This is a genomic window from Enterovibrio norvegicus FF-33 (assembly GCF_000286835.2).
Taxonomy (GTDB): Bacteria; Pseudomonadota; Gammaproteobacteria; order Enterobacterales; family Vibrionaceae; genus Enterovibrio; species Enterovibrio norvegicus_A.
Map to the genome: position 1 here is coordinate 247,480 of NZ_AJYD02000038.1, position 26,405 is coordinate 273,884.

The following is a 26,405-nucleotide window of genomic DNA, read 5'->3' on the forward strand; positions in this document are numbered from 1 at the left end:
TGATTATTTGCGAGGCATAAAGAGTGCGATTTCTTCTGCGGTTAGTGCACGGTATTGCCCAGGCTCCAGTGAATCGTCTAGCACTAATTCACCCACTGATTCACGGTGAAGGCCGACGACTCTATTGCCGACAGCAGCAAACATACGCTTCACTTGATGGTATTTACCTTCGTGAATCGTCAGTAGTGCTTCCTTCTCGCTCACTTGCTCTAGCTGTGCTGGTAGCGTGTCTGTTTTTTCTCCACGAAGCAGAAGACCTTCAGAGAACACATCCGCCGTCTCTTCTGAAATCGGATCATCCAGCACAACACGATACACTTTATCGCACTTGTGTTTAGGCGATGTCACACGGTGAGACCATTGACCGTCATCAGTCAGCAGAAGCAAGCCTGTTGTGTCACAATCTAGGCGACCTGCAATGTGCAATTTATCCGCACCGACTTCGTCTACTAGGATAAACACGGTCGGGTTATGCCCGTCTTCATGAGAGCACACATAGCCTTCAGGCTTGTTCATCATGATGTAACGCGGGCCAGACAAATGCAGTGAAGCGCCATCGAATTCGACATCAGCATCTTCTGCAATTTTCAATGAGCCGCTCTTAACGATGTCACCATTAACTGTCACGCGTTTTTCTTTGAGTAATCTTGTTGCTTGGGTGCGGGTAACACCTACCGTTTCACAAAGAAATTTGTCTAGCCTGATCATTGTATTTTGTCCGTGATGTTCTCGATGGGCGCATTATAGGAAGTTCACGTTAAAGGTACAGCGAAAAACGTTTTATCAATCTCATATTGAACCGATGAAATTGCACTCTCGTTTCTCATGTCTATAACTAAGAGATGGCGAACTTAACAAATTCGTTACAGTCTAATCCTGTGCCCTTGGATTTATGATTATAATCTCGCACTGGTTAACATGTTGATTAGGGAAGCATTTATGAATATTACGCTGCAATCACCTTCCATAGAGTCAATGCCGCGTCTCCTCGAACTATCAAAGCAACTGCATGATCACGAGGCACTTTCTTTTGATGTGGCACATGTGACGTCTGCGTTCAATTTCTTGATTGCCCATCCCGCACATGGCGATGTGTTTCTCATCGAGCTTGATAAAAGTGAGGAACAAGAGGCGATCGGCTTTGTTGTGCTTTGCTACAGCTTTAGCATTGAACTGGGTGGACGCATCGCAGTCATCGACCAGATATACTTGTCACATGATTGGCGACGCCAAGGGGTGGGTTCTCATGTCCTACCCAATATCGAATCTCATGCACAAGCGAGAGATTGTCACGCAGTCATTCTTGAAGTAAACATCGGCAATAGCGGCGCACGTGAGTTCTATGAACAATTCGATTACATGCCTCGACGTCAACACTGCTTAATGACCAAGCGATTGTTGCGCTAATGAACTCGCCCGCTAGCTAATTATTCTGTGCCTCGCTACACTGGGCGGCCTTAAACGGCTGCCTTATTGATCGCATGTATACCCTTCGACCTTACCAAGCAGACACGGTGAAAGCCGTCGTTCACTATTTCCGTCGCCATTCTACGCCCGCCGTTGCTGTACTGCCTACTGGCGCGGGTAAAAGCTTGGTCATCGCCGAGCTAGCAAAGCTTGCCCGAGGGCGAGTATTGGTGCTAGCCCACGTTAAAGAGTTGGTGGAGCAAAACCACGAAAAATACGAAGGGTACGGCCTAAAAGGCGGTATTTTCTCAGCCGGCTTAGGCCGCAAAGAAAGCGCAGATAAAGTCGTGTTCGCCTCGGTGCAATCCATGGTGCGAAATCTTGACGAATTCAACGATCAGTTTTCCTTGCTCGTTATCGACGAATGTCACCGTGTGCCAGACAACGCAGACAGCAGTTACCGCAAAGTTATCTCTCATCTACAGCAGGTTAACCCCGGCATTAAAGTGCTTGGTTTGACCGCAACGCCCTATCGCCTCGGCATGGGTTGGATTTATCAGTTTCATACCGCAGGTCGTGTGCGAAGTGAAAAGCCGCGCTTCTTCCATGACTGTATTTTTGAACTTCCGATCCGATTTTTGCTTGATGAAGGCTTTCTCACTGAAGCCAAGGTGCTGGATGCGCCCGTACTGAGTTATGACTTCTCGCAGCTCAAAGCCTCAACGACAGGGTTTTACAAAGAAGCTGACTTAGACCGTGTTATCGAAAATGCCCCTCGCGCGACGCCACAGATCGTCGATCAAGTCATGCAATACGCGAAAGACCGTCACGGCGTGATGATTTTCGCCGCCACGGTGAGACACGCTCAGGAAATTCTTGGACTTTTGCCACCCGCTGAATCCGCGCTGGTGATTGGCGAAACCGCGCTGGACGAACGAGACAGCATTATCCAGCGCTTTAAAAAGCGAGAAATAAAATATCTGGTTAACGTATCGGTGCTGACTACAGGATTTGATGCGCCGCATGTTGACCTGATCGCCATTTTACGACCAACTGAATCAGTTAGCCTGTATCAGCAAATTGCAGGCCGAGGCTTAAGACTCTCCCCAGGCAAGAAGGATTGCCTGATATTAGATTACGCTGGCAATGTTTACGATTTGTATCAGCCTGAAATTGGCGACCCTAAACCTGACAGCGACAGTGAAATCGTCACGGTTCCCTGCCCCGCATGCGGCTTCAATAACAATTTCTGGGGTAAACTAGACGACAATGCATTTCTGATTGAGCACTACGGACGTCGTTGCCAGGGCTTTTTTGAAGACGAGGATGGCGAACGAGAAATCTGTGGTTATCGTTTTCGCGCCAAGTATTGCAGCGAATGTGGCGCAGACAATGACATTGCTGCTCGTCGCTGCCATCAGTGCGACCATACCCTTGTCGACCCTGACAAAAAGCTACGAGATGCATTAAAGCTCAAAGACGCCATGATCATGGCATGCGCCGACATGCGCTTGGAAGCGGGTAAAAACAAATTCGACAAGCCACAACTTAAAGTGACTTTTGTGGGACACGACGGCGCCGAGATCCACGAAGTCTGGCCGCTTTCCACTAAACGACAGAAAGATGATTTTCTCGCAAAATTCATCAACCCGCATTTGGTTGACCGTCATCGCCCGTTTACCGATACCGCGCCTTCCAAGGTTGTCAGAGCTGAGCATCGCTTACGATTGCCAGATTTTGTCGTGGCGAGGAAGAACGGTCGATTCTGGGCGATCCGCGATAAAATCTTCGACCTCGACCAATTTGCGTCACAGCAAGAAGTGAGCGACATGATCAACAGCGCAGCGTGAAACAACGTGGAACCAAAACTTGTAAATTGATTGCCATAACGTGCATAACGAACAGTAATCACTCAACGAGCCACCAAATGACGTATAACGTCCTAGTTTCACTTGTGATCCCACTATCTGGGTGGTAGTATCCGCGCTCGATTTACTCGTATCTAGATTGGTCGCATTCTGGATACATATTCTCAACTCTCTATTTTAAAGAGTATATATTATGAAATTCGAAGCAGTAGTACGTACTGAGCAGGGTAAGGGTGCGAGCCGCCGCCTGCGTTTGACTGACCACTTCCCAGCTGTAGTTTACGGTGGCGAAGCCGCTCCAGTTGCTATCTCTCTTGAGCACGCTAAAGTGATCACTCAGATGGATAAGCCTGAGTTCTACGAAGCGATTACTCTAGTAATCGACGGTCAAGAAGTGAACGTTAAGCCACAAGACATCCAACGTCACCCGTTCAAACCAAAAGTTATGCACATGGATTTCATCCGCGTATAATTGCTTTTGCAGTTTGACGGCTCTTCGCTTCGCTAAGAAGTGAATGAGACGAAAAAAAGCGCCGACTATCGGCGCTTTTTTTGTGTCTGTTATTTTAGGTATTATTCTTTCAATGCCAAACTTGGCTAATATTCATCACCAAGCTCACCTATTTCCAATCTTTCTGGTTCTAGTCGCTTTTGGTTTTAGTCTTCATCACCAAACAAGGATTGTTGAGGATTGGTTTCTTCGACAGCTTGCATGGCTTCTTTCGCCAATTTCGCCTTTATAACACGCGTATAGCGCTGCTTACATAACCGCACGACATTGCGTCGCTGTTCGCTGCTAAAGTCATTCCAATGGAAACGCTCATCCCTGCTGCGTAAGCAACCTTTGCAATACCCCTTATTGTTCACCTGACAAACACCAATACAGGGGCTGGGCACCGTAAAAAAATCAAGTTGCTCCAACTTTGCACCTCATTGCCGTTAAGCTATTCATTTCATTCAAGCGACTTTCCGATCGAAAAGCAAATTTCAGCAGATATCAAACGGGATCAAGTAACAGAGTGAGTAATCGTTCCATGCGAATACCGCCCGCTACATTCACTTATCTACCTCTTTTTATGACAACCACATAGTAGGTGAATTCACCTACATAAAAGAAATATCATTGCGTTTAGTGGTCTGAATTTGTTACTTTTACCACATAACCTTTCGGGTTATCGTCATGAATCGGAATAAGTGACGAGAAGAAATGAGTAATAAAAAGGAGTAGTTATGTCGTTTTTTGTACCCGCTGCAGAATCCCAAGAACACGCAGAATCTATTTATACTGCGATAGCCAAGCATATTGATGCTCCCATCAACGACGCACGTATTGCAGCCCTGACATGGAAACATGAAGGTCAGGAAGTCATTGCCAAGGTAGGACAGGCCCTGCCAACGTGTTTTGGCTCAGACGATGAAGTTATTCTCGCCATATTTGACTGTGGTGATGTATTTAAAGTCTGCACCCCAAACCGTGGTGCGGTCTGTTTTGACCCAGTAGTCGCTTCACGCACCAACGTTTCGAACGTTGATCTCTTCTAGTACCGACGAATTTTCCAATAAAAATACCGGGGAATACCCCGGCATTTTTTCTCTGGATAAAACTTAGAACAACCCCAACTGTGGCATCGACAAGGCATCAAAGCTCTTGCCGACAAACGGTAAAATACCGTCTGCAATAGGTTTTAACTGCTTATCAACGTAATGCTGGTAATCATATTGGCTAACCAACGCTTCTAATGGCTCAGGGCCATTTAGCGTGATCACATACTCAATCCAACCGCCATGCTGGTATTGCAGCGCTCGACCGAGTTTTTCATTCACAGCATCGGCCTTACGGGCGGCTCTTACATGCGGCGGAACATTTTTCTCGTAATCAGACAGCTTGCGACGCAGCCTCTTTCGGTAAATCAACTTTTCATTATTGTGACCGCGTAACGTATCTTCGACCATGGTACGAACATAATCATCAATGTCTTCACCATCGAAAACCCGTTGATACAAGGTCTGCTGAAACTCCTGCGCCAGCGGCGTCCAGTCGGTTCTGACTGTTTCTAACCCTTTGTAAACAATGTGTCGCTCACCTTGCTTGTCGACCAAGCCGGCATAACGCTTTTTGCTGCCGGTATCTTGGCCTCGAATCGTCGGCATCAAAAACTTCTGATAATGCGTTTCATACTCAATTTCGAGCGCCGAAGGGATCTGATATTCATCCAGAAGGTGCTGATCCCACCACTGATTGATATGTGCCACCAGCGATTGCCCTACTGCGTCCGCTTCTTCGTGACTGTATTGACGCCCTAACGACACAAAGGTCGAATCAGTATCGCCATAAATAACGTTGTAGCCTTTCGCTTCAATCAAATCACGTGTCAGCTTCATGATTTCATGCCCGCGCATAGTGATTGACGACGCTAAACGGTGGTCGAAGAAACGACAACCCGATGAGCCCAGCACACCATAAAAAGAGTTCATGATGATTTTTATTGCCTGCGAAAATGCTTTTTCGCCCTGCCGTTTGGCTTCATCGCGCGCTTTCCAAAGGTTTTCAATCATGGCAGGAAGAAAGTGCGTCTCACGGTGGAAAACACCACCACGAAAACCCGGCACAGTCAGGCTTGGATCGTCCTGTTTCAGCCCTTCGATCAAACCCAGCGGGTCAATCAAAAACGTACGGATAATCGACGGGTACAGCGATTTGAAATCGAGCACCAGCACAGAGTCATACAAGCCAGGCTTACTGTCCATGACATAACCGCCGGGGCTGGCAATCCAGTTTTCACTGGTCAGTGTAGGCGCGACATAGCCAGCTCGGTGCAACCTAGGCATATACAGGTTGGTAAACGCTGCAACCGAGCCGCCAATGCGATCTAGCTCAATGCCAGTTAGGCGGGTGCGTTGGATCAGAAACTCCATCAAATGGGTGTCCGCAAAAATACGATTCACCAACACACAATCTTGTAAGTTATATTTCGCCAATGCGGGCTTGTCGTCCCGAAACATGCGATTGATTGAATCCATACGATCATAGGGATTATCAATCGCTTTCCCTTCACCAAACATTTCTCGCGACACCGACTCCAACGACCAAGAACGAAAACTGTATGTCGCCGTTTTCAAACCATCAATGCCGTCAATCACCACCCTTCCCGGTAACGTAATAAAGCCTTGGCGACTGTTGTTGGAATCACGCCAATGCGCTTTTTCAGCACCTCGGCCCAAGCGCAAATCGATTTTGTTAAATGCCGCGCGTTTAATCAGTAAGCGAAAATCGAAATCGACAACGCTCCAACCCACGATCACATCGGGATCAAAGCGAATAAACCATGCATTAAGAGCTTTCAATAGCTCGAGTTCGTTATCGACCCAGTCAATCCAAGGCATCTCTTCTGCATCATCAGGTGTTGGTCCAACCATGATGACGCGGCTGTCCATCTCACCGTCTAAGCCAATGGAATACAAAACGCCCTTTTCAGAACACTCAATATCCAATGAAACACGCGACAATGAGGTCGAATAGTCAGACGCTTTGGCTTTCACATTACGGTATTCGACAAAACCATTTTTCTGCTTTGCTGTACCCGTAAAGGTTAACCCGCCGCAAATAAAGCGCTCCATCAAGTAACGGTCGGTTAATCGCACGTCTGCTTCATAGGGTTCAAACTCTTCGGCTTGCAACAATCGACTCGCGCGAGTGGCATCAGAAATGGTATTGAAGTAGAACCCCGTCATCTCACGATGCAGAAAATCACACAACGCGAGTGCTTTGCAGTGAAAACGAAAGGCAGCCTCGGTCAGAGTTTGTTGCGCTGCGGACACCCGTTCGTTAGCAACAAAGAAAACTGGTTTCTCGCCTGTTATCACCAATTTTGCAGGGCCAGTATTTGTCTGCACCCAAAAAACAAGTTCGGTGACATCACCGATATCTCGGCCATGGCGGCTGATGATGAATCCTTCTTGATATTGCAAGGCGGCCTCAGAGGTTAAATTGACGCTGGCAGTATACCCAAACTCGAGCATCATCCGTTAGGTATGCTTTCGCAGACAAAGCACTGTTGAGGCCACACTCTTGGTCGCTCCTCCTTCCTTTGAACTTGTTATTGCTAGACTCATTATCTATTGATAGAAATACCAACACTCAAGGATGAACCATGAATAGTCGCGTCTCTCACATTGTGGTCGTTGATGATGAACATGATGTTAGGACAGTTTTGACCGATGCATTACGCCAAATAGGTTACACCGTCACGCCCGTATCCACTGGTGATGAGCTCTACGCGGCAGACAATGTCGATCTTGCTGTTATTGACCTGCGCCTTAACAACGAAGATGGTCTTCAACTTGCCCGGCAACTTCGCGAAAACAGTGACATACCGATCATGATGTTGACGGGGAAAGGCGACGAAACAGACAGAATCATCGGCCTCGAAGTGGCTGCTGATGACTACATGATGAAGCCGTTTAATCTTCGTGAGTTCACGGCCCGCATTAATGCGCTTTTACGTCGAAGTCAAAACGCCGGCACAAAACGAGTGTCCGTTGAAACAAACGAAACGGTTTACCAGTTTGACGATTGGACGTTATATCTCTCGCGGCGATTGCTTCAGCATGCCGATGGGCGCACACCAGATCTCACTTATGGCGAGTTTTCGTTGCTAGAAGCCTTTATCTCCTCACCGCAGCGGGTATTGACGAGGGAACATTTGATGGAACGAACCCATGGCTATGATTCTGACTCTCTCGATCGCACCATAGACGTGCTTGTGGTGCGTCTTCGCCGCAAAATCGAATCCAACCCTCGAATCCCTCGACTCATCAAGACCGAACGCGGATTGGGGTATTGCTTCGATGCTTCCGTCACCAAACTCGTTCCACAACCTCACTGAGCCATCCCATGAACGGAAACAGCATTCGCCCTCACTTAATGTTGACGCTTTCAGTCTTGCTTGCGCTGACCACACTCATGGCTGGCTTTTCTTTGTTCACGCTGTGGCAGAACCAATATCTGCTCGACAGAGTCACACAAACTACGCTCGCAGATACTCAGACCGCATTGAATTTATCCCAAGGTGTTGCCCAGATTGCCGCGTTGGCACCTTATACGGCCGCTTCAGCAAGGCCTCACCAAATCCAAAACGAGAAGAAACAACTTCAAGCGAGGGCAGCGACGTTAAACGACGACGCCCTAAAGCTCACCACACCTTCATACGCCCACGAGTTGGGTCAGCGCATTGGCGAAGTTGACGTGACCCTGCAAAAACTCATGTCGAACGTTGAGCGAGAATTGTATATCCGAGAAGATTTGATGGCACAGCAGTTTGCACTTGATGAGCTAGACGCCTACCCATTTGGCGCCCTTTTTATTCACGCTTTTGCGAAAGATCCTACCCGCATTTCGCAAGGCTGGATTGACCAAATCACCAATATGCTAACGAGTGACCCAGTCGCAAACGAACGAATCGCCCATGATGTAATGCCTGTTTTAGCGTCATTGACTCGAAGTAATACACATATCAACGTCCTGCGTTCAGAAAATGCCTTCCTGCTTGCTTCAATCCGCGCACAATCAGATCGCATGACCGACTATGTGCGTGAAATCGTCGCTATTCATCAGCAGGAGGTAAGCGAGCAACAACGCCTAGCTAAATCAGCGATTAATCGTGTGATGCTACTGATGGCTATGATTCTACTTTCTTTGGTGGCGGGCGTTTACTACCTCTACCGATTCAACGATAAAATGGCCAAAGATCTCCTAAGCGTAACGGATGAGATGCTAAATCTAGCTCAAGGCAACACCCAGCAAGCGCCCGTTAAGCTCGAACGAAAAGATGAAATCGGAAAACTGGCCACCGCATTCTCGGCATTTCAGCGAAATGCCATAGAAAAAGAGCGCGCGACACAGGATCTTTTCCAGCAAAACGTACTCCTTGAAACCATTTTCCATGAAATGCAGGATGGCCTAAGTGCCTTTGATGCCGACAACCGCTTGCTCGCGTGGAACAGCAAATATGCGTTCCTATTAGGTATTGATGAAAACCAACTGGCGTTCGGCATGACCATTGAAGATGTGCAGGAAAAGCTTTCACTTCGTCTTCAGTCTTCCGCTGAACATGCACAGCAAAATGAAACCTACACCTCGCTAAGGCACCTTCAGCCCTTGCTGTTTGAAAGACAGTTCAAAGATGGGCGTATTATCGAATATCGTAGCCAGCCCATTCCTTCTGGCGGATTTATCACCTTGTATCGCGACCTAACAGAAAAGCGCCAAATCGATCTCGCGCTCAAACAAGCACAAAAAATGGAAACACTGGGACAACTCACTGGCGGGATAGCACATGATTTCAATAATCTACTCTCTGCCTTGAGCGGAAATTTAGAGTTATTGGATATGACTAGCACGCTCGATGACACCAGCAGGACCTATTTAAACCGCGCACTCTCTGTGACCGAAAAAGGCAGCCAGTTGATTGAGCGCCTGCTTGCTTTTAGCCGGACCCAACCCCTCCACCCCGAACCTGTCAACGTCGAGCAAACCTTGGATGAGTTGTCCGATCTTATGGAGTACTCGTTAGATGGCACAAGTCAGTTACTGATGCATACCTCGCCACAAGACGCGCTTATCTTTGCGGATAAAAGTGGGCTAGAAAATGCGTTGATGAATTTACTTCTCAATGCCAATGCCGCCATGACACAAGCAGGAAGAGTTATCGTCACGACACGCCCATGCTGCCTACTTCACGACAAGAAAGCAGCTGTAATTATTGAGGTTGAAGACTCAGGCAGTGGTATTCACCCTGATGACATCGATAAAGTGATGGAGCCATTTTTCTCGACCAAAGAAAAGGGCAAAGGCAGCGGATTGGGTTTGAGCATGGTATATGGGTTTGTGGAGCAATCTAAAGGCGAGATTGTGATTGATTCAACTGTGGGCAAAGGCACGGCTATCAGTATGATCCTTCCTTGTTACGAGCCTGAACACCTCGCTTCAACCACGGAAAAAACCTCAATGACTTCTCTCCCAGATGCTACCAATACAACTGCACCTGCTGCCACCAGCACTATGCAAGCGCTTCACCTTGAAGGCATCACCATTTTGCTGGTTGATGACGACAATGATGTCGCGCTACCGATAAAGCAAATGCTAGAAACACAAGGTGCCTCCGTAACGCTTGCAACTTCAGCCAAAGAAGCCATCAAGCTCAGTGAAGCGACAAAGCCGAACTATGTCATCAGTGATATTAACCTTGGCAACAAAGAAACTGGCGTCTGGCTCAAAAACACGCTGCACGTTATACAACCTAAAATACCAGTGATCTTGATGTCAGGATTGCCCAAAGAACAGCTTAGTCAGCAGTTTGGCTATCAGTCAGATTGGGACTTGATCACAAAACCCGTCACTCGTCATGCGCTGTCAGCGGCACTGCTTCGCCTTATATCAATCGGTTAGCGCCTTTGTTTCAATTGTGAATGAAATATCTTTCCGTTTGAAACCGACCATTCGTTTTTGTTTGTCAGTCTGTAGATGTCAATTCACAAGGAGATTTGCTATGAATTCGCTTTTACGGAAATCGCTCTTAAAAAAATCACTGCTGGCCGCCATGATTGCATCGCTACCGATGGCACAAGCCACAGCAGAAGAAGTGCTCATCGGTCTCATCACGAAAACTAACACCAACCCTTTCTTCGTGAAGATGAAGGAAGGCGCACAAGAAAAAGCCACGGAGCTTGGCGCAAAAGTGAGTTCTTTTGCCGGCCGTTTTGATGGCGATACAGATTCACAAGTTCAGGCCATTGAGAACCTCGTGGCGGCTGGCGCGAAAGGCATACTGATCACACCGAGTGACCCTCAAGCACTCGCGCCTTCGGTCAAACGTGCTCAAGATGCCGGTGTATTGGTGATTGCGCTGGACACCCCTTTCACACCCCCCAATGTGGCTGACGCCACCTTCGCGACTGATAACTTCAAAGCCGGTGAATTAATTGGCGAATGGGCGAAAGCGCAAATGGGCGATGAGGCCAAAAATGCCAAAATTGCACTGCTTGATTTGAGCACAGCCAATATCTCTGTCGATGTTGCACGTAACCAAGGTTTCCTGACAGGCTTTGGCATCGACACCAAAAACCCTAACATTAACCGCGATGAAGACGACCCTCGCATTGTGGGTAACGACGTGACACAAGGTTCTGAAGAAGGTGGCCGTCGCGCCATGGAAAACTTGCTGCAAAAAGATCCCAGCATCAACCTCGTATATACCATCAATGAGCCCGCAGCGGCTGGTGCGTATGAAGCGTTGAAAGCACTAGGCCGACAAGATGATGTGATGATTGTTTCTGTTGATGGTGGCTGCCCAGGGGTCGATAACGTTGAAGCAGGCGTCATTGGTGCAACCTCTATGCAGTTCCCTTTGCAGATGGCTGCGCTTGGCGTAGAAGCTGTCGTTGAATACGCGAAATCTGGCGTCAAACCAGGCGCAACGCCAGGTAAAGCTTTCTTCGATACGGGCGTAGAGCTGATCACTGATGAGCCCGCAACTGGCGTGGCTTCATCAACATCTAAGCAAGGTAAAACTAAGTGCTGGGGCTAATCCTCTAATGCGATAGAGAGGGCGAGATGCCCTCTCTCACTTTCTTGCGAGCACGGACGCACTCGGGAGCGCGTAATGTCATCACCACAAAATCCCTCACCTAGCGGCAACAGGCTCGCGGGTGACCAGCTTTCGAACGAAACCTTTAGTCTCGTTCAGCGCATTCAGCTTTATCTTCACAATCACCCCACAGCAGTACCCTGCCTGGTGCTGATACTTGCGGTCGCTTTTTTCTCTACCTTGGTTGGCGATAGATTCTTCCATCCGTTCAACCTGTCATTAGTGCTCCAGCAAGTGACGATTATTGGCGTGATTGGTATTGCCCAAACGTTGATTATTTTAACAGCAGGCATAGACCTTTCTGTCGGCGCCATTATGGTGCTGACCTCTGTTGTAATGGGCCGATTTGCCATCGACTTTGGGCTGCCCGCCCCTGTCGCGCTCTTTGCCGGGCTGCTTGTGGGCGCGTTGGCAGGCCTAATAAATGGCCTATTGGTGGCAAAAATCAAGCTTCCCCCGTTCATTGCGACCTTGGGGACTTGGAACATCTTTTTTGCTCTTAATCTGTGGTATTCAAACAGTCAAACCATTCGCTCTCAAGTCATCGACCAGCAAGCGCCGCTGTTACAGTGGCTTGGTAATACCGTCGAAGTGTTTGGCGCTCGCATCGCCTACAGTTCCCTTTTTATGTTCGTTTTGTTCATCGTGTTTTGGTATGCACTCAATTGGACGGCTTGGGGTCGACATGTTTATGCCACAGGCGATGATCCTGATGCAGCGCGCCTCGCAGGCATTAGAACTAAACGAATTCTGCTGTCGGTGTATATCACCGCGGGCGTAGTTTGTGCCTTAGCGGCGTGGGTATTAATCGGTCGCATCGGCTCTGTCAGCCCGCAAGCAGGCTATACCGCCAATCTCGATTCCATAACCGCAGTGGTCATCGGTGGCACCAGTCTTTTCGGCGGGCGTGGCTCCATTTTTGGCACACTTATCGGCGCCCTGATCGTGGGAATATTCCGAAATGGCCTTGCGCTAATGGGCGTAGACGTGTTGTGGCAGGAGTTTACTGTCGGCGTATTAATCATTGTTGCGGTCAGTATCGACCAATGGCTGCGGAGGGTATCGTCATGAGTGAGTCAAACCAAGTACCTGTTCTACAAGCGCGAGGGTTGGTTAAACGCTACGGGCGAGTCACCGCGCTAGACGGTGCAGATTTCGACTTAATGCCAGGTGAGATACTCGCCGTCATTGGAGACAACGGCGCGGGCAAATCTAGCTTAATCAAAGCACTTTCTGGCGCACTGATCCCCGATGCAGGAGAGATTACCCTTGACGGTAAGCGCGTGAATTTCAACAACCCGATGCAAGCGCGAGAAGCAGGTATTGAAACCGTATACCAAAACCTTGCTGTTGCCCCTGCTCTAAACATTGCTGATAACCTGTTTTTGGGCAGAGAGATAAGACACAATGACTGGCGCGGTAAATGGTTTCGTATGCTGGACAAAAAAGCCATGCGAGACAAAGCCAAAGAGAAACTCACTGAATTAGGATTAATGACCATTCAAGATATTACGCAGGCCGTCGAAACCCTATCAGGCGGTCAACGCCAAGGGGTAGCGGTCGCTCGCTCAGCGTTATTTGGGTCTAAAGTTGTGATCATGGATGAGCCCACCGCGGCACTTGGCGTTAAAGAGTCACGGAAAGTACTCGATTTGATCCTTGAGGTGAGAAATCGCGGCATGCCAGTGGTACTGATCAGCCATAACATGCCTCATGTATTTGAAGTGGCCGATCGGGTTCATATTCATCGCTTGGGTCAACGTGTGGATATTATCTCACCCAGCACCCACACCATGTCAGATGCTGTTGCCATCATGACGGGCGCCATGGAGCCCGGCACTTCAGAGTCTGGTACTTCAGAGCAAGCAAAAGCCCCTGCATGAAAACACTGAATGCCCTGACACTTTACCTCGTCTGCTTGTTTCCTTCATGGTCTCAGGCAGCCATCACGGCAGGTGTCAGCGTGTCAGATCTCACCAACCCCTACTTTGTTACCATGGTGCGAAGCCTTCGCGATGAACTACAAATAACGTTTGGCGATGATGTTCGCCTACTGGTTCGTTCCAGCGCTTATGATCACCCTCGCCAAGTGAGACAGCTTGAAGAATTTGTCGCCGAAAAGGTTGACGTTATTTTCCTCGTTGCGTCCGACGAACACAAAATCGGCCCTACGGTTGAACGTATCGTGACACATGGAACACCCATTTTTGCTATTGATGTACGCGCTAAAGGAGCAACTGCGACCATTACGACTGACAATGTTCAGGCCGGACGCATTGCTTGCAAAGGGCTAGCGGAATCACTGAATGCCCGCGGAAATGTAATCATCATTAACGGCCCCCAAGTTTCTTCTGTCATCGAGCGCGTGACCGGATGCAAACAAGCGCTGGTGCACTATCCCAAGATAGTGGTCATCAGTGATCAATTGAACGGCACGGCAAGTATTGAAGGCGGATTGGAGAGCATGGCGTATGCACTACAAGCGTACTCAGGGATTGATGGCGTGTTTGCGATTAACGACCCGACAGCTCTTGGCGCAGAGCAAGCCATCGTACAAGCCAACGCCAACGCGCTGATCATGTCTGTAGATGGAAGCCCTGCTGGACGTGATGCCCTACTTCAAAGGCGAAAAGGCTGGATAGGCACAGCAACTCAGTTTCCAGATGTCATGAGTCGCGAAGCTGTCAAAATCGCTGATAAATGGCTCGATGAACATAAAGTCGATAGCACAGAAGTGTTAATACCCACAAAACTAATGAATCAAGACAATGCCGATTCATTTAGCGCATGGTGAACAGTGACGACGAATAAGGACATGGATCGGCGCTTTACACAAATAGTGAGGGGTCGTGTGTTAGGCGCTTTGTGCTAGGGTCGATGTAAACAAGAGAAAAGCACTGAACCGATGCTTAGAGCGTTACGCTTCGTTTTCAACCAGACCTAAGCGGTACTCATTCTGACCTAAGTCACTGGCGACTGTTTTCGATCCCTGCCAACGAATGTCACTGCAATACCAAGTAATATCACAGACGCAGAAATCATCATTCGCATCGAGATAGACTCAGACATCAAAAGGTGACCCGCAAATGCTGCCATCACAGGAACTGACAGCTGCATCACCCCTGCTTGTGTCGCTTTAAAGTGCTGTATCACGCCGTACCATATGGCGTAGCCAATCGCGGAAGCAATGGCACCAGAAGCAATGGCCAGCCAAACACCCTCTTGAGAAAGCGTATTCATTGGAATATTGAGTAAGAAAAATGGAATAACAAAGAAAAGACTTAGTCTAAAGTTAATACAGTTAGCTTTGAGTTGTGGCACTTTCATTTCTTTACCCAGCACGCTATACGCGCCCCACGCCACACCTGAAATCGCCATCAATATACATCCCCACACATTTGGAGAATTTACACCAGGTGAAACAAGGTAGCCCAAACCACAAATGGCCGTTAACGCACCAATGTATTCCATGCCACTTGCGCCACCTTCGCGATAGTGACCGTAAGCAAACATGGTTAGTTGAACAAAGGCAAACAAGATAAGTGCCCCCATTCCGGTATCAAGGTAGAGGTAAGCAAACGAAAACGTGGCGGCGTACAGAAACAGCATCGCTGCCGCCAACCAATGCTCAATCGCACTATGGAGCAATTGGCAATTGTCTTCCGGCGTGTTGCGCTTTGCTGCGACTAAAGAAGAAAGCAAAAACAACATCGCGGCACCAGAAACCAGCCGGATTGAAGTAAATGAAGCGGGATCGATATCCGTGTCAGACAAGGCCATACGGCAAAGCACAGAGTTTGCTGCGAAGAAAATCAACGCGAGAATCGCCATTGTTATGTTTTTAATAGAAAAAGATTCTGCTCGCAACATAGTTCCATTCACTGTAGTGACACGTGCCAATATTGACCGTGTAGCTTCTACATATCTTTCACACCTTTGAGAAAAATCAGATTTTTTGTTTGGTATGTTGAACTTTGTCAAGACTCATAGAATGAATATAATGGGCAATATCTCAACAATGTCGTTTGGAAATTCGACGTTGAGAAGGTAAAATATCGCTCCTGATTTTTAGTGGTGAAGTGAATGTCTGACGCTAAACGCAAAGCGCTTAAAAAGATTGCAAAATGTTTGGAGCTGAGTAACTCATCCAACATCAATGAAGCTGCCGCAGCGATAAAAATGGCACAGAGCCTGATGAAGAAATACGGCTTGGATCAAGACGATATTGATTTCATCCGTATGGGAAAAACCACATCAGCCACCCTGCTACCCACCTCGATCAGCGACGCTGTTCTCAAAATAATTCGAGGCATTAATACCCGCTTTGGCGTCGAATGTGTGCTAACGAACCACAAAGGGCTTAAAAAAGCAGAATTCATTGGCGATGCCGATCGCGCCATTTTCGCCGCCTTCGCATTTGATATTGTCTATCGTGAAATGAATGAACACATTGGACAATTCCGCAATAGCTTCCAAGGTTCAGGCACATCGCAAACAGAGATCACTCGCAGAATGGGTTCGTTCACGTTTGGCTGGCTTGATGGCGCATTAGCAAAACTGCCTAACATCGCGCCTGATGGCGATGCAGACAAAAAAATCAAAGACTATATCGACAGCCAGTTCAAGAACATCGACCGTGAAACCTTTAAGCAACAATTGAGAGATGCGATGAAGGGGATCACAGACGATTATGAGAAAGGCATGAAAAAAGGAAAACAGATTTCCGTCAGCCGCCCAGTGTCTGGCAAACAAGCAGCAAAGCGCCTCTACTAGGCGCTTTTTCATTTAATCCCAACACTGCGACAACGTCACTTACCCCCCAGTTAGCCCCAGTTAATTTCACGCAAGCCACTGAATTAACAATAATCCAACAAAAAACCTCTTTTTTTGAACAGTGTTGTATTAAAAAAGCCTGAATTTCTGTCCTGCCTATTGTATTGCGCGCTTTCCCCGCCTAGCCTAGCTTATTAAATCACCACATCAGTTGGTGATTGAAAAGATTTGCGAAAAGCAAACTTGTGGTGGTGACTTGTAACGTAGTACTGAAGTCTCTCTTACCAAACCCTCTCTAGAAGGAATGGAGAAAACAAATGAAAAAAGCAGTGATAAGCCTTGGATTAATTGTGGCCATAAGTCCATTGGCAAGTGTATACGCTCAAGATGATTCAAACTTTTACCTCGGTGCTCGCGTCGGTTCTTCAACACTTTCAGACGCTTGCCAAGTTGGCAGTTGTGACGACAACGAAGTCGGCGGCGGCTTAATTGGTGGTTACGACTTCGGTAACGGTTTCTCAATTGAATCAACCTATGATTACCTAGGCCATTTCGATGCAAGCTATAGCCCAACACCTGGCGCTATTAGTGGCGATCTGACCGCATTGACCTTGGCGCCAAAACTGGGCTTCGGTATTACTGACCAAACTGAGCTTTACGGTAAAATTGGTGCCGCTTGGTGGGATTGGAACAGCAACGCAGGCGACCAAGACGATATTTCTCTGCTAGGTGCAGTAGGTCTTGATCACCGTGCAAGCGATCTGGTTAATGTTCGACTTGAATACCAATACATCCACGACATGGATGAAGGTTACTTCAACGCCGATAATCACCTGATCAGTGCTGGTTTGACTTTCCACTTCGGTCGTACCTCTGAGCCAGAACCAGTTGTCATGGTAGTTGAAGAAATTGTTATTGTTGAAACAGTCGCAGAGCCTAAGAAATATGTGTTCTCTGAAGCCGATGACGTAGAACTGTTTGCGTTTGGTAAAGCAACCTTGTCAGATGGTGCTTCACAGCAACTAGGCCCGATGCTTAAACGCCTACAAGATTTTGATACCTCAACGGCTATCATCGTCGGTCACACTGACAGTGTCGGTTCAGAAGCATTCAACCAAACGTTGTCAGAAGAACGCGCACAGACTGTTGCAAACTACTTCGTCGATAACGGCATCAGTGCAGACCGTCTGAGCGTTGTTGGTGCAGGCGAAAGCGATCCTGTAGCGTCTAACGACTCTTCAGAAGGCCGCGCTAAAAACCGCCGCGTTGAAATTGAATCACCTGAGTTTGTTTACGAAGAGTAATCACACCGAGTGATGACACGCCAATGACCAGAGCCACGTCGTAATGACGTGGCTTTTTAGTTCATGTGGACAGAATCAAACGCCAGCAGTTGGTTCCCAGCCCACAAGCAAAGCATCAATAACCGGACGATCTTCGCTTCGCACACCCGCAACGCGCTGATAAAGCGGACGAGAACGATCATTCAAACGGGGATATTGCCAACCGTGGGTGGTTGTAACAAATGTTTGGGCGAAATCCGCAGAGTACCGCAGGCAACCTGCCATCACAGTATCAACGTAACTCTGCACCACTGGCTGAACGGTACACGGCGTAATCACCTCTTCTGTCACGTATACATAAACAGGCCCATCAATAACAAACGCATCGTCCAATACCTTAACGCGTTCACTGTCTAACAATATCCGCTTATAACCTGCCTCACGAATATCAAAAACATCGAGCGCCGAGTCGTCAATGTGAATCAATACGCCATTGCAATAACCATTCCCTTCACGAACAACAAGTGGAGACATCTTGGCTGTACTCACTTTACTCCAATGACGTTGCAAGCCAGACACCAGCGCTGGAAACGCTTTCCCAGTCTCACCCGTCAATCGTCTAGATTCGTCATTAATCAAACTGCCATAACCAAAAATGTACATAAACCCACTTCTTCTTTGTATTTCCTACAGAATACTCGACAAACGCGTGCTAATGTCAAACGAACGAGGACATCGCTTGGCACTAAACAAGAGTAAAACACCTCAAGCGCCCTCTCAATCGACGCTTTTTCAACCAGATAACGTTTGATTGCGTCATCATCATCGAAAAATTTAAGCTCAATAATAACAACGCCTGACAACAGCATTATCATCGTCCTGATGAGCCTACCATGTTGAAATGGTAAGAATGGAATCATTCACAGCTCACGGTTGAGATACGAGATGGAATAACACTATGAAAGCGATAGAAAAAATCGAAAAACAGTTTCAAAAGCTCTCCAGCTATTCGCATTTAGCCGCGATTTGTGGCTGGGACCAAGCTACGATGATGCCAGACGGCGGCAACGACGCACGCTCAAAAGCCATGAGCGACCTCGCCGTGCTTTGCCACGAAACACTCACAGACTCACGCATGGGTGAATGGATAACAACAGCAGAAAGTGATACGTCACTCACTAACGAACAACGAACTAACCTTCGTGAAATTAAACGCGCTTGGACTCAAGCCACGCAATTACCGTCAGAACTGGTTGAGAAGAAATCTCTGCTTGGTTCAAAATGCGAACATGAATGGCGCAGCCAACGCGGCAAAAACGATTGGCCTGGATTCGCAGAGAACCTGAAAAAGGTCGTAGAGGCGTCTCGAGAAGAAGCTAATACCCGCGCCACTCAAACGGGTGTCCGCCCTTATGACGCCATGCTCGACCTTTATGAACCCGGTATGACCACCGAAAAACTCGACATACTGTTTGGCGATCTTAAATCATGGCTGCCAAACCTGATTCAGAAAGTGCTCGAAAAGCAAAAATCGACGGTAATCACCGAGCCAAAAGGCCCTTTTGACACCGACAAACAAGCAGCTCTCGGCAAGCAGATGATGGAAATCCTCGGATTTAATTTCAATCACGGACGACTCGATGTCAGTGTTCACCCATTCTGCGGGGGCGTACCTTCGGATGTTCGTATTACCACCCGTTACGACGAGCAAGATTTCACGTCTGCGATAATGGGCGTGGTTCATGAAACCGGACATGCGCGATACGAACAAAGCTTGCCAAAAAGCTACGCAGGCTTTCCCGCTGGCGAAGCCCGCTCGATGGGGATTCATGAAAGCCAAAGCTTGTTCTTTGAAATGCAACTGGGTCGACATCCGTTCTTCGTTGACCACCTCGCCACACTATCCGCAGAAGCCTTCGACAAACAAGACGACGCTGCATTTGGCAGAGAAAACATCAACGCCCTCTACCAGCGCGTCCGACCTGGCTATATCCGTGTTGATGCAGACGAAGTGACCTACCCAGCACACGTCATTCTTCGCTTTGAGATCGAACGCGACCTAATCGAAGGAAAAATTGAAGTCGATGACATTCCAGCCTTGTGGAATCAGAAAATGCAGGAATATTTGGGTCTCTCAACCGACGGCGAATACACTAACGGCTGTATGCAAGATATTCATTGGACCGATGGAAGCTTTGGGTACTTTCCAAGCTACACACTAGGCGCCATGTATGCCGCACAATTCATGCATGCCATGCGTAAAACCGTCGATGTGGATGCATGCTTAAAGAACCTAGATTTGGCGCCGGTCAGTACATGGTTGGAAGAGAACATTTGGTCAAAAGGCTCAACGCTCTCCACCGATGAATTGGTGATTCAGGCGACGGGCGAACCACTCAACCCTGAGTATTTCAAACAGCACTTGATTGCGCGTTACTTGATTGATTGATTAACTACCAGCGCGGCCGAGTGCTGCGCTGACATTTTCTGGACAGAAACTGCTGAAAATTGGCGTTCTAAATCGTTGAGTATCAATAAAGTGAGCTTGGGCAAATTTCGCTTTTAACAAACTATATTCTCGTGACTATTTACTGCGAAATTCTTACACGTTACTCAACGAGTAATACACCACCATTTCTAATACCTTGATGAAGCTCTCCGTTTCAAAAAAAACAAGGCATACTGAAAAATCCAAACAGAAAATGCCTTAATAAAAAGTCAGTATGTCATATTGATTTTTACGTATTATATGTATTAGCCTCGCTTCTCAATAAAGTAGGAAGCGTTGGCCTTTAGCTGCCTATGGCTATTATTCCACTTCGCAAAGACTCACCGTTCATCTTCAACCAACACATTGAGCATACATCCACATAGCCATGAAACTGAAAAGCTTATACCTTTTGCAACGTGTATAGCTTGGTTGCCCATCTCTGGCTATCACTCTGATGAAGTCACGTAATCAACAACACCGAGTGAAAGTATTGAAAATTGGAATAATAAAAATACACCACAGCGTCACAAGCAAATATAAGATCAAGCACATAAAAGCAGATCAGCAACAACTATAATAAATACCATTATTAAGAGTGATACTTTGGTTATGTCCATTTTTATTTACTCAACGCATGCATAACTGGTAAGCATTGGAATTGTTGATGAGTTCTTTTAAAACAGTATTCGGTATCGACTTACGTACATTGGCATTGTTCCGTATCGGTCTCGCCTTAATGATTCTGGTTGATCTGATCAGTAGAGCGCGTGATATCTCTGCGTTTTATACTGATGACGGGCTGCTTAGTCGCACCGCGTCCATGGCGCTTTCCTCAGAGTATCGACTTTCACTTTATTGGATGAATGGTAGTGAATGGTTCGTCACGTTACTTTTTGTCATTGCTGCGTTCGTCGCTATCTTGCTCCTCATTGGCTACAAATCCAGAACCATGGCGTTCATTAGTTGGATTTTTCTTTTCTCTATCGTAAATCGAAACAGCATGATTGTAACCGGCGGTGACGTACTGCTCGTGGTTATGTGTTTTTGGGCAATCCTGTTACCTATTGGTGCAAGATTTTCAATAGATAGCTCGCTAAATCGTCGATATAAAACAGACGAAAATGCAGTACCTGATGACCACAGATACTTTTCAGTTGTATCGGTCGCCGTTCTTCTTCAGGTGATGTATTTGTATTTTTTCACCGCATTATTGAAAACGTCAGATGACTGGCAAGTCACCATGGATGCCGCATACTACGCCGTTCATATCGAACAACTCGCCACCGTATTTGCCGTTTGGATGAGAGGTTTTCCTGAACTGTTAACCTTTGGTACTTACTTTGTTTGGTATCTAGAAATCATTGCAATATTTCTGGTTTTCTCTCCTATCTTCCACGTTCAATTGCGATTATTCACACTTGCACTGTTGATCGTCATGCACAGCGCCTTCTTTCTGTCTCTCCACATCGTGCTTTTCCCATTTATCGACTTTATGTCGCTGAGCTTACTCATTCCGGGAGTGTGTTGGGACTGGTTAGCCAAATTCAATGCCAAACCCAAACGGAGAGACATCGTTATTTTCTATGATGAAGGCTGCGGATTCTGCAAGAAAACCTGCCTAATACTGCGAAACTTTCTTCTTCCTGACAGAGTAAAACTACACCCTGCGCAGCAGAACCCAGACATTTATCCGATCATGGAACGGGAAAACAGTTGGGTACTTCGCGATCATCAAGGTGGCTTACACACTCACTGGAATGGCGTTCAATATCTGTTTAAAGTGTCGCTACTTTTTAGGCCCATCGGCATTGTGATGGGATGGAAACCCCTGTTAGGGATCGGAAATAAACTCTACCGTTGGATCGCGGATAATCGAGACATGATGGGGCGAATAACGGAACGATTTCTGCCTTATAACGACCCAAAAGACCATGCTGGGTACGTGGAAAATTGTGTGGCCTTGGGTGCACTTTATATTGTGACCTACTACAACGTTAGCGGTGTTCAGCAGTTTCAAATTAAACGCCCTCAACATGTATCAATACCCGCTAAAGTACTTCGCATTGATCAACACTGGGGTATGTTTGCTCCTTCCCCCCTTAAATTCTCTTTGATGCCCGTCATCGAAGGTAAAACTCGAGGTGAAGACGTGGTTGACGTTTGGAATATGAATGTTGAGCCACCTAGCCGAGTGATACCTGAACATCTATCTACTGAGTTCAAAAATTATCGTTGGCGCAAATACTTTGGAAGGCTGCATTCAAATCGTAACAAGAAAGTACTCGCAGGTTATGGTGGCTATTTATGCAAGCAATGGAATAACGAAATCTTACCCAAAAACAAACAGTTGGCATCTTTCACAATTGAATTTGAACGACTAAGAACCATGCCAAATTATAGGCCGCGTAAACCCTCAACAATAAGGGTGTGGACCCATTGGTGCTTCAAAGAATACGCAAAAAAATAGGTTTATCTGTTGCAGCAACATCTGTAGTAGACGTTTTAGGCTAGAGCGATGGATCATTTGGGTACTTACCAAGCATCGCACTAGGTGCCATTTATACCGCGAAATTCATGAAAGCCATGCGTAAAACCATGGACGTGGGTGGATGTTTAGAGAACCTAGATTTAGCGCCGCTCAGTGCATCGTTGGAAGAGAAAATTTGGTCAAAAGGCTCGACACTCTCCACCGATGAATGTTTATTCAAGTGACGAGTGAAGCGCTCAACACCTCACCACCGGCACATCGCCCCACCGCGTCGTATACTGGGGCGACAAAAATTCACGCCGCATGCCCCACTTCGGATCGATCCCCTGCGCAGCCATAAACACCGCGCCCGTACCATAACGCTGATTCAATCCATCAAACGCCTGCATCAACGCTGGATTCCCAGGCTGAGTGTTAAACAAGTCTGGCTGCACGTGCTTGGCGTTAACCAAATCAAGCAACCCGACACCCACTTTGTAATACCGCACACCTTCTTGAAACAGCTTCGGTACCATAGCCGCTACTGCCGATGTGATCACCGCCGTGTCATCCGCTGGAAACGCAAAGTGCACCATCTGCTTAAAGCTTTTTGGTTTTTCATCAAACGGAGAGTTACCCGCAAACACCATCAACACCGAACACAAAGACCCTTGTACACGCATTTTTGCTGCTGCAATTCCCGCGTGTTTACACAATGCCTGGCGTAGCGATTCTTCATCCTGAATCCGCTCACCCATCGAACGCGTTGAGAAGATCTGCTTCTTGTCAGCGCGGGCCACGTCCCACCCTTTGCAGACCTCCCCGTTTAGCTCCCTGACCGTGCGTTCCATTTCAATGTTGAATTCCTTACGCGCAAGGCCAAGTGGCATGCGAGACAACTGCAGTGCGGTATTCACCCCTTGGAGCTTCAACCGCGCGGCAATTTTACGGCCGATGCCCCACACATCCCCCGCTTCCATGTGCGAAAGCACCGCAATACGCTCGGCTTCCGAGTCCAACACACAGACACCGTTGTAACCCTGTAACTTTTTCGCTGCATGGTTAGCCGCTTTGGCCAAGGTCAAGGTTGCCCCCATACCTACCCCGACCGCCAACCGACACTCTTTCCATACTGCATGACGCAGTTCCTGCCCTTGCGCACGTAAATCAAGCACCGCACTGCAGCGATGAAACGATAGGAACGATTCATCGATCGAGTAGACATGCTGCTCAGGCGCAAAGCGACCGATCACCTGCATCATGCGATCAGACAAATCGCCATAAAGCTCATAGTTCGACGAACACACAATCACCCCTGCCGCCTCACAACGGGCACGAACCTGAAAGTACGGTTTGAATTTCTCTATGCCTGCCTCTTTCGCCTGTCGGTTCGCCGCGACGACACAACCATCGTTATTAGAAAGCACAATGACTGGCTTGCCACGCCAATCAGGCCTAAACACCTGCTCGGCACTGCAATAAAAGGAATTGGCATCCACTAACGCGTACACAAAAGCGGACTCTGGCGGTGACAGCGGATAGAGCGGATCACAACACCCTCAATGGTAAAGGTGTCGTGTTGAGTGATGGCCACAGAGGAATACTTGTCATTGGCCGAGAGCAAAAGGCGACGCGAAACATCAAGTAGCTTACAGATAAACTCGCCGTTTAAGTTTGCCACAATCACATCACCATCCCTGGCGGTAACGTGCCGATCGACGATCAAAATGTCGCCATCGAAGATGCCCACGCCCTGCATGGAATCACCCGACGCTTTACCAATAAAGGTCGCGCTTGGATGCTCGACAAGCAGCTCATCAAGGCTCAAAGGCAATTGGCGATAATCGCCCGCTGGCGACTCAAAGCCAGTAATACCGGCACTAGCAAGAATAGGGATAATGGTCATAAAATATACTGTTTATATATACAGTATTCATTTTAGCGCTTTTCGTCTTACAAGCAAGATTCCACGTTTCTGACAGCCGGAAATTTGAACAGGACTAACACGCAGCAGGGGCACAATCACGCAAAGATAGTTGAAACCGTAAATGCCATTGAAGCAGCTGAGGCTGCTTGGAAGGCGCCAAGAGACACGTGCTGGGCGACGGTTTCTATAAACCTACCGTGCTGGCAGATATGGGTCAGGATATGGCCGTCGCAAGCGAAAGCACCGACTCAGTCACCCCCTCCTCCCACAACACCCCCATCATCAAAGCCATGCTCGATGTCATTAGATGGCCACAAAGGATGACGAAACAAGAAGAGAGCGCCAGCGCCAAGACATACCAACCGCTAAAGCCGCAGGCAATGACAAAATCAGCGACAATCAACCCGATACAGAACGGCATCAGAACGTGAAAAACCACAGAGAGAGGAAAGACAACACCTAAACCGTTTGAGTAGACATCAAGAACCGTTTAGTGCGTGGATCTTGGATTCATGCTCGGCATGCCCATCATGTGGCGCCATCTTGACCTGAAAATTGTGCGCCTTAATTCCCGCAGCCTGAAAACGTATTGCGATTCCCGTACGAATATCACTGGCGAGATTCCAAGCTCTGGAAGCTGAATTAGTCCAACCCGCCACCCAGCATTGATAAGCATCTTTATCGAGATCCATGACCCAGAATGCAGGCGCATCCTGAGAAATAAAATGCTGACTGTCCTCCACTGCCTCAATAGCCATCTGTCGTACTTGCTCTAAATCATTTTCGTAAGAAGTATAAAACTCCACATGAACCCAAATGTAAGGATCGTTGTAAGAGAAGCTTTCCAACTCCAGAGACAGCATTTTGTTGCTGGGAATGATCAACCGCTTCCAGTTCCAGAGCTTAATAATCGTGTGGTTTAGGCTGATGTCCTCCACGGTACCGTATTGGTTATCAACCACGACGGTATCCCCGACCCGGATAGCCTTGGAAAGAGAAAGCACGACACCAGCAATAATATTTTCGATAACAGGCTTCGCTGCAAACCCCAGAACCGTGGTAGAAACAGCAACAACAATTGAAACCAAAGCAGCAGGTATCGAGTTTAGAAAAGGAAACGATAACGCGATACCAAAGACAACAAAGATAAAGAAAAAGGCTATCTTGCTGATAATGGAAAAACGATTCTCAATTTTCTCTACCGCCGCATCAATTTCTGCGGGTTGTCCTGGTACTTTAGGAGAAGTAGTCTGGACGCTGTTGAAGTTTTTAAGACGCCGGAGCCTTTTTTCACGGTTTGATTTTGATTTTAACAGCGCAGAAGCCGCCCACCAGATAACAACTACCCCAATCAGGCAGACTGTACCAAGATAGATATAAAGATTGTCTATCGTCATACCCGCACCATTTCCTATTTATAGCCCAAACACAAAGACGCCAAAACCTTTGGTTTCATGGTAGACACCTTGCACGACAAACTCCACGACCAATAGAAATAATCTGGGTGTTATGAAGCGTTTATTTCAATATCCAACAGCTTCAGA

24 protein-coding genes are annotated in these 26,405 nt (G+C 47.5%); 16 read left to right on the forward strand and 8 right to left on the reverse strand.

The annotated features are described in order from the left end of the window. Positions 1–3: 3 nt before the first annotated feature. Positions 4–708: a 16S rRNA pseudouridine(516) synthase RsuA gene (gene rsuA, locus A1OO_RS09575; protein WP_017002876.1), complete on the reverse strand. Its 705-nt coding sequence runs from the start codon at positions 706–708 to the stop codon at positions 4–6. A gap of 231 nt (positions 709–939) precedes the next feature. Between rsuA and A1OO_RS09580 the strand changes: the two genes are divergently transcribed. The 3 genes from A1OO_RS09580 (at position 940) to rplY (ending at position 3,747) form a co-directional block, all read left to right on the forward strand. Beyond that, on the forward strand, positions 940–1,407 hold the full coding sequence (locus tag A1OO_RS09580; protein WP_016962217.1) for a GNAT family N-acetyltransferase: 468 nt from the start codon (positions 940–942) through the stop codon (positions 1,405–1,407). A 74-nt stretch (positions 1,408–1,481) separates the two neighbouring features. Continuing rightward, complete coding sequence (locus tag A1OO_RS09585) at positions 1,482–3,257, forward strand: DEAD/DEAH box helicase (RefSeq protein ID WP_016962218.1); 1,776 nt, start codon at positions 1,482–1,484, stop codon at positions 3,255–3,257. Between the two features lie 211 nt (positions 3,258–3,468). Beyond that, entirely contained in the window at positions 3,469–3,747 is a 279-nt protein-coding gene (gene rplY / locus A1OO_RS09590) for a 50S ribosomal protein L25 (RefSeq protein WP_016962219.1), read from the forward strand. Positions 3,748–3,932: 185 nt separating this feature from the next. Here the strand turns inward: rplY and A1OO_RS09595 are convergent, their stop codons facing one another. Next, positions 3,933–4,196, reverse strand: coding sequence for a DUF1289 domain-containing protein (locus A1OO_RS09595; RefSeq protein ID WP_017002877.1), 264 nt, complete (start codon positions 4,194–4,196; stop codon positions 3,933–3,935). 309 nt (positions 4,197–4,505) lie between these two features. Between A1OO_RS09595 and A1OO_RS09600 the strand changes: the two genes are divergently transcribed. Continuing rightward, positions 4,506–4,817, forward strand: coding sequence for a hypothetical protein (locus A1OO_RS09600; RefSeq protein WP_017002878.1), 312 nt, complete (start codon positions 4,506–4,508; stop codon positions 4,815–4,817). 63 nt (positions 4,818–4,880) lie between these two features. Here A1OO_RS09600 and A1OO_RS09605 read toward each other — a convergent pair whose 3' ends face one another. Next, positions 4,881–7,244 carry a DNA polymerase II gene (locus A1OO_RS09605; protein ID WP_026023794.1) on the reverse strand — a complete coding sequence of 788 codons (2,364 nt, stop codon included), beginning with the start codon at positions 7,242–7,244 and terminating at the stop codon, positions 4,881–4,883. A gap of 182 nt (positions 7,245–7,426) precedes the next feature. Between A1OO_RS09605 and A1OO_RS09610 the strand changes: the two genes are divergently transcribed. From A1OO_RS09610 to A1OO_RS09635, 6 genes are all read left to right on the forward strand, one after another. Next, entirely contained in the window at positions 7,427–8,161 is a 735-nt protein-coding gene (locus A1OO_RS09610) for a winged helix-turn-helix domain-containing protein (RefSeq protein ID WP_016962225.1), read from the forward strand. A gap of 8 nt (positions 8,162–8,169) precedes the next feature. Further along, positions 8,170–10,722 (forward strand): hybrid sensor histidine kinase/response regulator, encoded by a 2,553-nt coding sequence (locus tag A1OO_RS09615; RefSeq protein WP_017002880.1) that lies wholly within the window; start codon positions 8,170–8,172, stop codon positions 10,720–10,722. 100 nt (positions 10,723–10,822) lie between these two features. Continuing rightward, the gene (locus tag A1OO_RS09620) at positions 10,823–11,860 is read left to right on the forward strand and encodes a sugar ABC transporter substrate-binding protein (RefSeq protein WP_016962227.1); all 1,038 of its coding nucleotides are present in this window, start codon (positions 10,823–10,825) and stop codon (positions 11,858–11,860) included. Positions 11,861–11,935: 75 nt separating this feature from the next. Then, on the forward strand, positions 11,936–12,991 hold the full coding sequence (locus tag A1OO_RS09625; protein WP_016962228.1) for an ABC transporter permease: 1,056 nt from the start codon (positions 11,936–11,938) through the stop codon (positions 12,989–12,991). Then, on the forward strand, positions 12,988–13,803 hold the full coding sequence (locus tag A1OO_RS09630) for an ATP-binding cassette domain-containing protein (RefSeq protein WP_016962229.1): 816 nt from the start codon (positions 12,988–12,990) through the stop codon (positions 13,801–13,803). Before A1OO_RS09625 ends, A1OO_RS09630 begins: the two co-directional genes overlap by 4 nt. After that, on the forward strand, positions 13,800–14,714 hold the full coding sequence (locus A1OO_RS09635; protein ID WP_017002882.1) for a substrate-binding domain-containing protein: 915 nt from the start codon (positions 13,800–13,802) through the stop codon (positions 14,712–14,714). Before A1OO_RS09630 ends, A1OO_RS09635 begins: the two co-directional genes overlap by 4 nt. A gap of 167 nt (positions 14,715–14,881) precedes the next feature. Here A1OO_RS09635 and A1OO_RS09640 read toward each other — a convergent pair whose 3' ends face one another. Beyond that, positions 14,882–15,790 carry a DMT family transporter gene (locus A1OO_RS09640; protein WP_017002884.1) on the reverse strand — a complete coding sequence of 303 codons (909 nt, stop codon included), beginning with the start codon at positions 15,788–15,790 and terminating at the stop codon, positions 14,882–14,884. 213 nt (positions 15,791–16,003) lie between these two features. On the opposite strand from A1OO_RS09640, the gene A1OO_RS09645 reads away from it, so the two are divergent. Both A1OO_RS09645 and A1OO_RS09650 read left to right on the forward strand, forming a co-directional pair. Continuing rightward, entirely contained in the window at positions 16,004–16,693 is a 690-nt protein-coding gene (locus A1OO_RS09645) for a DUF2786 domain-containing protein (RefSeq protein ID WP_016962233.1), read from the forward strand. A gap of 317 nt (positions 16,694–17,010) precedes the next feature. Beyond that, on the forward strand, positions 17,011–17,997 hold the full coding sequence (locus tag A1OO_RS09650; RefSeq protein WP_016962234.1) for an OmpA family protein: 987 nt from the start codon (positions 17,011–17,013) through the stop codon (positions 17,995–17,997). 75 nt (positions 17,998–18,072) lie between these two features. On the opposite strand, the gene A1OO_RS09655 is transcribed toward A1OO_RS09650, so the two are convergent. Then, entirely contained in the window at positions 18,073–18,639 is a 567-nt protein-coding gene (locus tag A1OO_RS09655) for a gamma-glutamylcyclotransferase family protein (RefSeq protein WP_016962235.1), read from the reverse strand. A gap of 295 nt (positions 18,640–18,934) precedes the next feature. Between A1OO_RS09655 and A1OO_RS09665 the strand changes: the two genes are divergently transcribed. From A1OO_RS09665 to A1OO_RS23265, 3 genes are all read left to right on the forward strand, one after another. Beyond that, positions 18,935–20,425 (forward strand): carboxypeptidase M32, encoded by a 1,491-nt coding sequence (locus A1OO_RS09665; protein WP_017002888.1) that lies wholly within the window; start codon positions 18,935–18,937, stop codon positions 20,423–20,425. A 706-nt stretch (positions 20,426–21,131) separates the two neighbouring features. Continuing rightward, complete coding sequence (locus A1OO_RS09670; protein ID WP_017002889.1) at positions 21,132–22,934, forward strand: DCC1-like thiol-disulfide oxidoreductase family protein; 1,803 nt, start codon at positions 21,132–21,134, stop codon at positions 22,932–22,934. Between the two features lie 89 nt (positions 22,935–23,023). Next, positions 23,024–23,179 (forward strand): hypothetical protein, encoded by a 156-nt coding sequence (locus A1OO_RS23265; protein WP_347230845.1) that lies wholly within the window; start codon positions 23,024–23,026, stop codon positions 23,177–23,179. Between the two features lie 12 nt (positions 23,180–23,191). On the opposite strand, the gene A1OO_RS09675 is transcribed toward A1OO_RS23265, so the two are convergent. Continuing rightward, positions 23,192–24,445, reverse strand: coding sequence for a Y-family DNA polymerase (locus A1OO_RS09675; protein WP_017002890.1), 1,254 nt, complete (start codon positions 24,443–24,445; stop codon positions 23,192–23,194). Next, a complete protein-coding gene (locus tag A1OO_RS09680; RefSeq protein ID WP_017002891.1) occupies positions 24,433–24,840 on the reverse strand; it encodes a LexA family protein in 408 nt (135 codons plus the stop codon). Before A1OO_RS09680 ends, A1OO_RS09675 begins: the two co-directional genes overlap by 13 nt. A 167-nt stretch (positions 24,841–25,007) precedes the next feature. Here A1OO_RS09680 and A1OO_RS09685 point away from each other — a divergent pair, with 167 nt between their 5' ends. Beyond that, positions 25,008–25,292 (forward strand): hypothetical protein, encoded by a 285-nt coding sequence (locus A1OO_RS09685; protein ID WP_241819082.1) that lies wholly within the window; start codon positions 25,008–25,010, stop codon positions 25,290–25,292. 48 nt (positions 25,293–25,340) lie between these two features. Here the strand turns inward: A1OO_RS09685 and A1OO_RS09690 are convergent, their stop codons facing one another. Then, positions 25,341–26,258: a mechanosensitive ion channel family protein gene (locus A1OO_RS09690; protein ID WP_016962272.1), complete on the reverse strand. Its 918-nt coding sequence runs from the start codon at positions 26,256–26,258 to the stop codon at positions 25,341–25,343. Positions 26,259–26,405: the final 147 nt, after the last annotated feature.

Excerpts from the sequence above, each read along its gene's own strand:
- rsuA (WP_017002876.1), bottom strand. The coding sequence starts at position 708 with ATGATCAGGCTAGACAAATTTCTTTGTGAAACGGTAGGTGTTACCCGC.
- A1OO_RS09580 (WP_016962217.1), top strand. The coding sequence starts at position 940 with ATGAATATTACGCTGCAATCACCTTCCATAGAGTCAATGCCGCGTCTC.
- A1OO_RS09585 (WP_016962218.1), top strand. The coding sequence starts at position 1,482 with ATGTATACCCTTCGACCTTACCAAGCAGACACGGTGAAAGCCGTCGTT.
- rplY (WP_016962219.1), top strand. The coding sequence starts at position 3,469 with ATGAAATTCGAAGCAGTAGTACGTACTGAGCAGGGTAAGGGTGCGAGC.
- A1OO_RS09600 (WP_017002878.1), top strand. The coding sequence starts at position 4,506 with ATGTCGTTTTTTGTACCCGCTGCAGAATCCCAAGAACACGCAGAATCT.
- A1OO_RS09610 (WP_016962225.1), top strand. The coding sequence starts at position 7,427 with ATGAATAGTCGCGTCTCTCACATTGTGGTCGTTGATGATGAACATGAT.
- A1OO_RS09615 (WP_017002880.1), top strand. The coding sequence starts at position 8,170 with ATGAACGGAAACAGCATTCGCCCTCACTTAATGTTGACGCTTTCAGTC.
- A1OO_RS09620 (WP_016962227.1), top strand. The coding sequence starts at position 10,823 with ATGAATTCGCTTTTACGGAAATCGCTCTTAAAAAAATCACTGCTGGCC.
- A1OO_RS09625 (WP_016962228.1), top strand. The coding sequence starts at position 11,936 with ATGTCATCACCACAAAATCCCTCACCTAGCGGCAACAGGCTCGCGGGT.
- A1OO_RS09630 (WP_016962229.1), top strand. The coding sequence starts at position 12,988 with ATGAGTGAGTCAAACCAAGTACCTGTTCTACAAGCGCGAGGGTTGGTT.
- A1OO_RS09635 (WP_017002882.1), top strand. The coding sequence starts at position 13,800 with ATGAAAACACTGAATGCCCTGACACTTTACCTCGTCTGCTTGTTTCCT.
- A1OO_RS09640 (WP_017002884.1), bottom strand. The coding sequence starts at position 15,790 with ATGTTGCGAGCAGAATCTTTTTCTATTAAAAACATAACAATGGCGATT.
- A1OO_RS09645 (WP_016962233.1), top strand. The coding sequence starts at position 16,004 with ATGTCTGACGCTAAACGCAAAGCGCTTAAAAAGATTGCAAAATGTTTG.
- A1OO_RS09650 (WP_016962234.1), top strand. The coding sequence starts at position 17,011 with ATGAAAAAAGCAGTGATAAGCCTTGGATTAATTGTGGCCATAAGTCCA.
- A1OO_RS09655 (WP_016962235.1), bottom strand. The coding sequence starts at position 18,639 with ATGTACATTTTTGGTTATGGCAGTTTGATTAATGACGAATCTAGACGA.
- A1OO_RS09665 (WP_017002888.1), top strand. The coding sequence starts at position 18,935 with ATGAAAGCGATAGAAAAAATCGAAAAACAGTTTCAAAAGCTCTCCAGC.
- A1OO_RS09670 (WP_017002889.1), top strand. The coding sequence starts at position 21,132 with ATGAGTTCTTTTAAAACAGTATTCGGTATCGACTTACGTACATTGGCA.
- A1OO_RS09680 (WP_017002891.1), bottom strand. The coding sequence starts at position 24,840 with ATGACCATTATCCCTATTCTTGCTAGTGCCGGTATTACTGGCTTTGAG.
- A1OO_RS09690 (WP_016962272.1), bottom strand. The coding sequence starts at position 26,258 with ATGACGATAGACAATCTTTATATCTATCTTGGTACAGTCTGCCTGATT.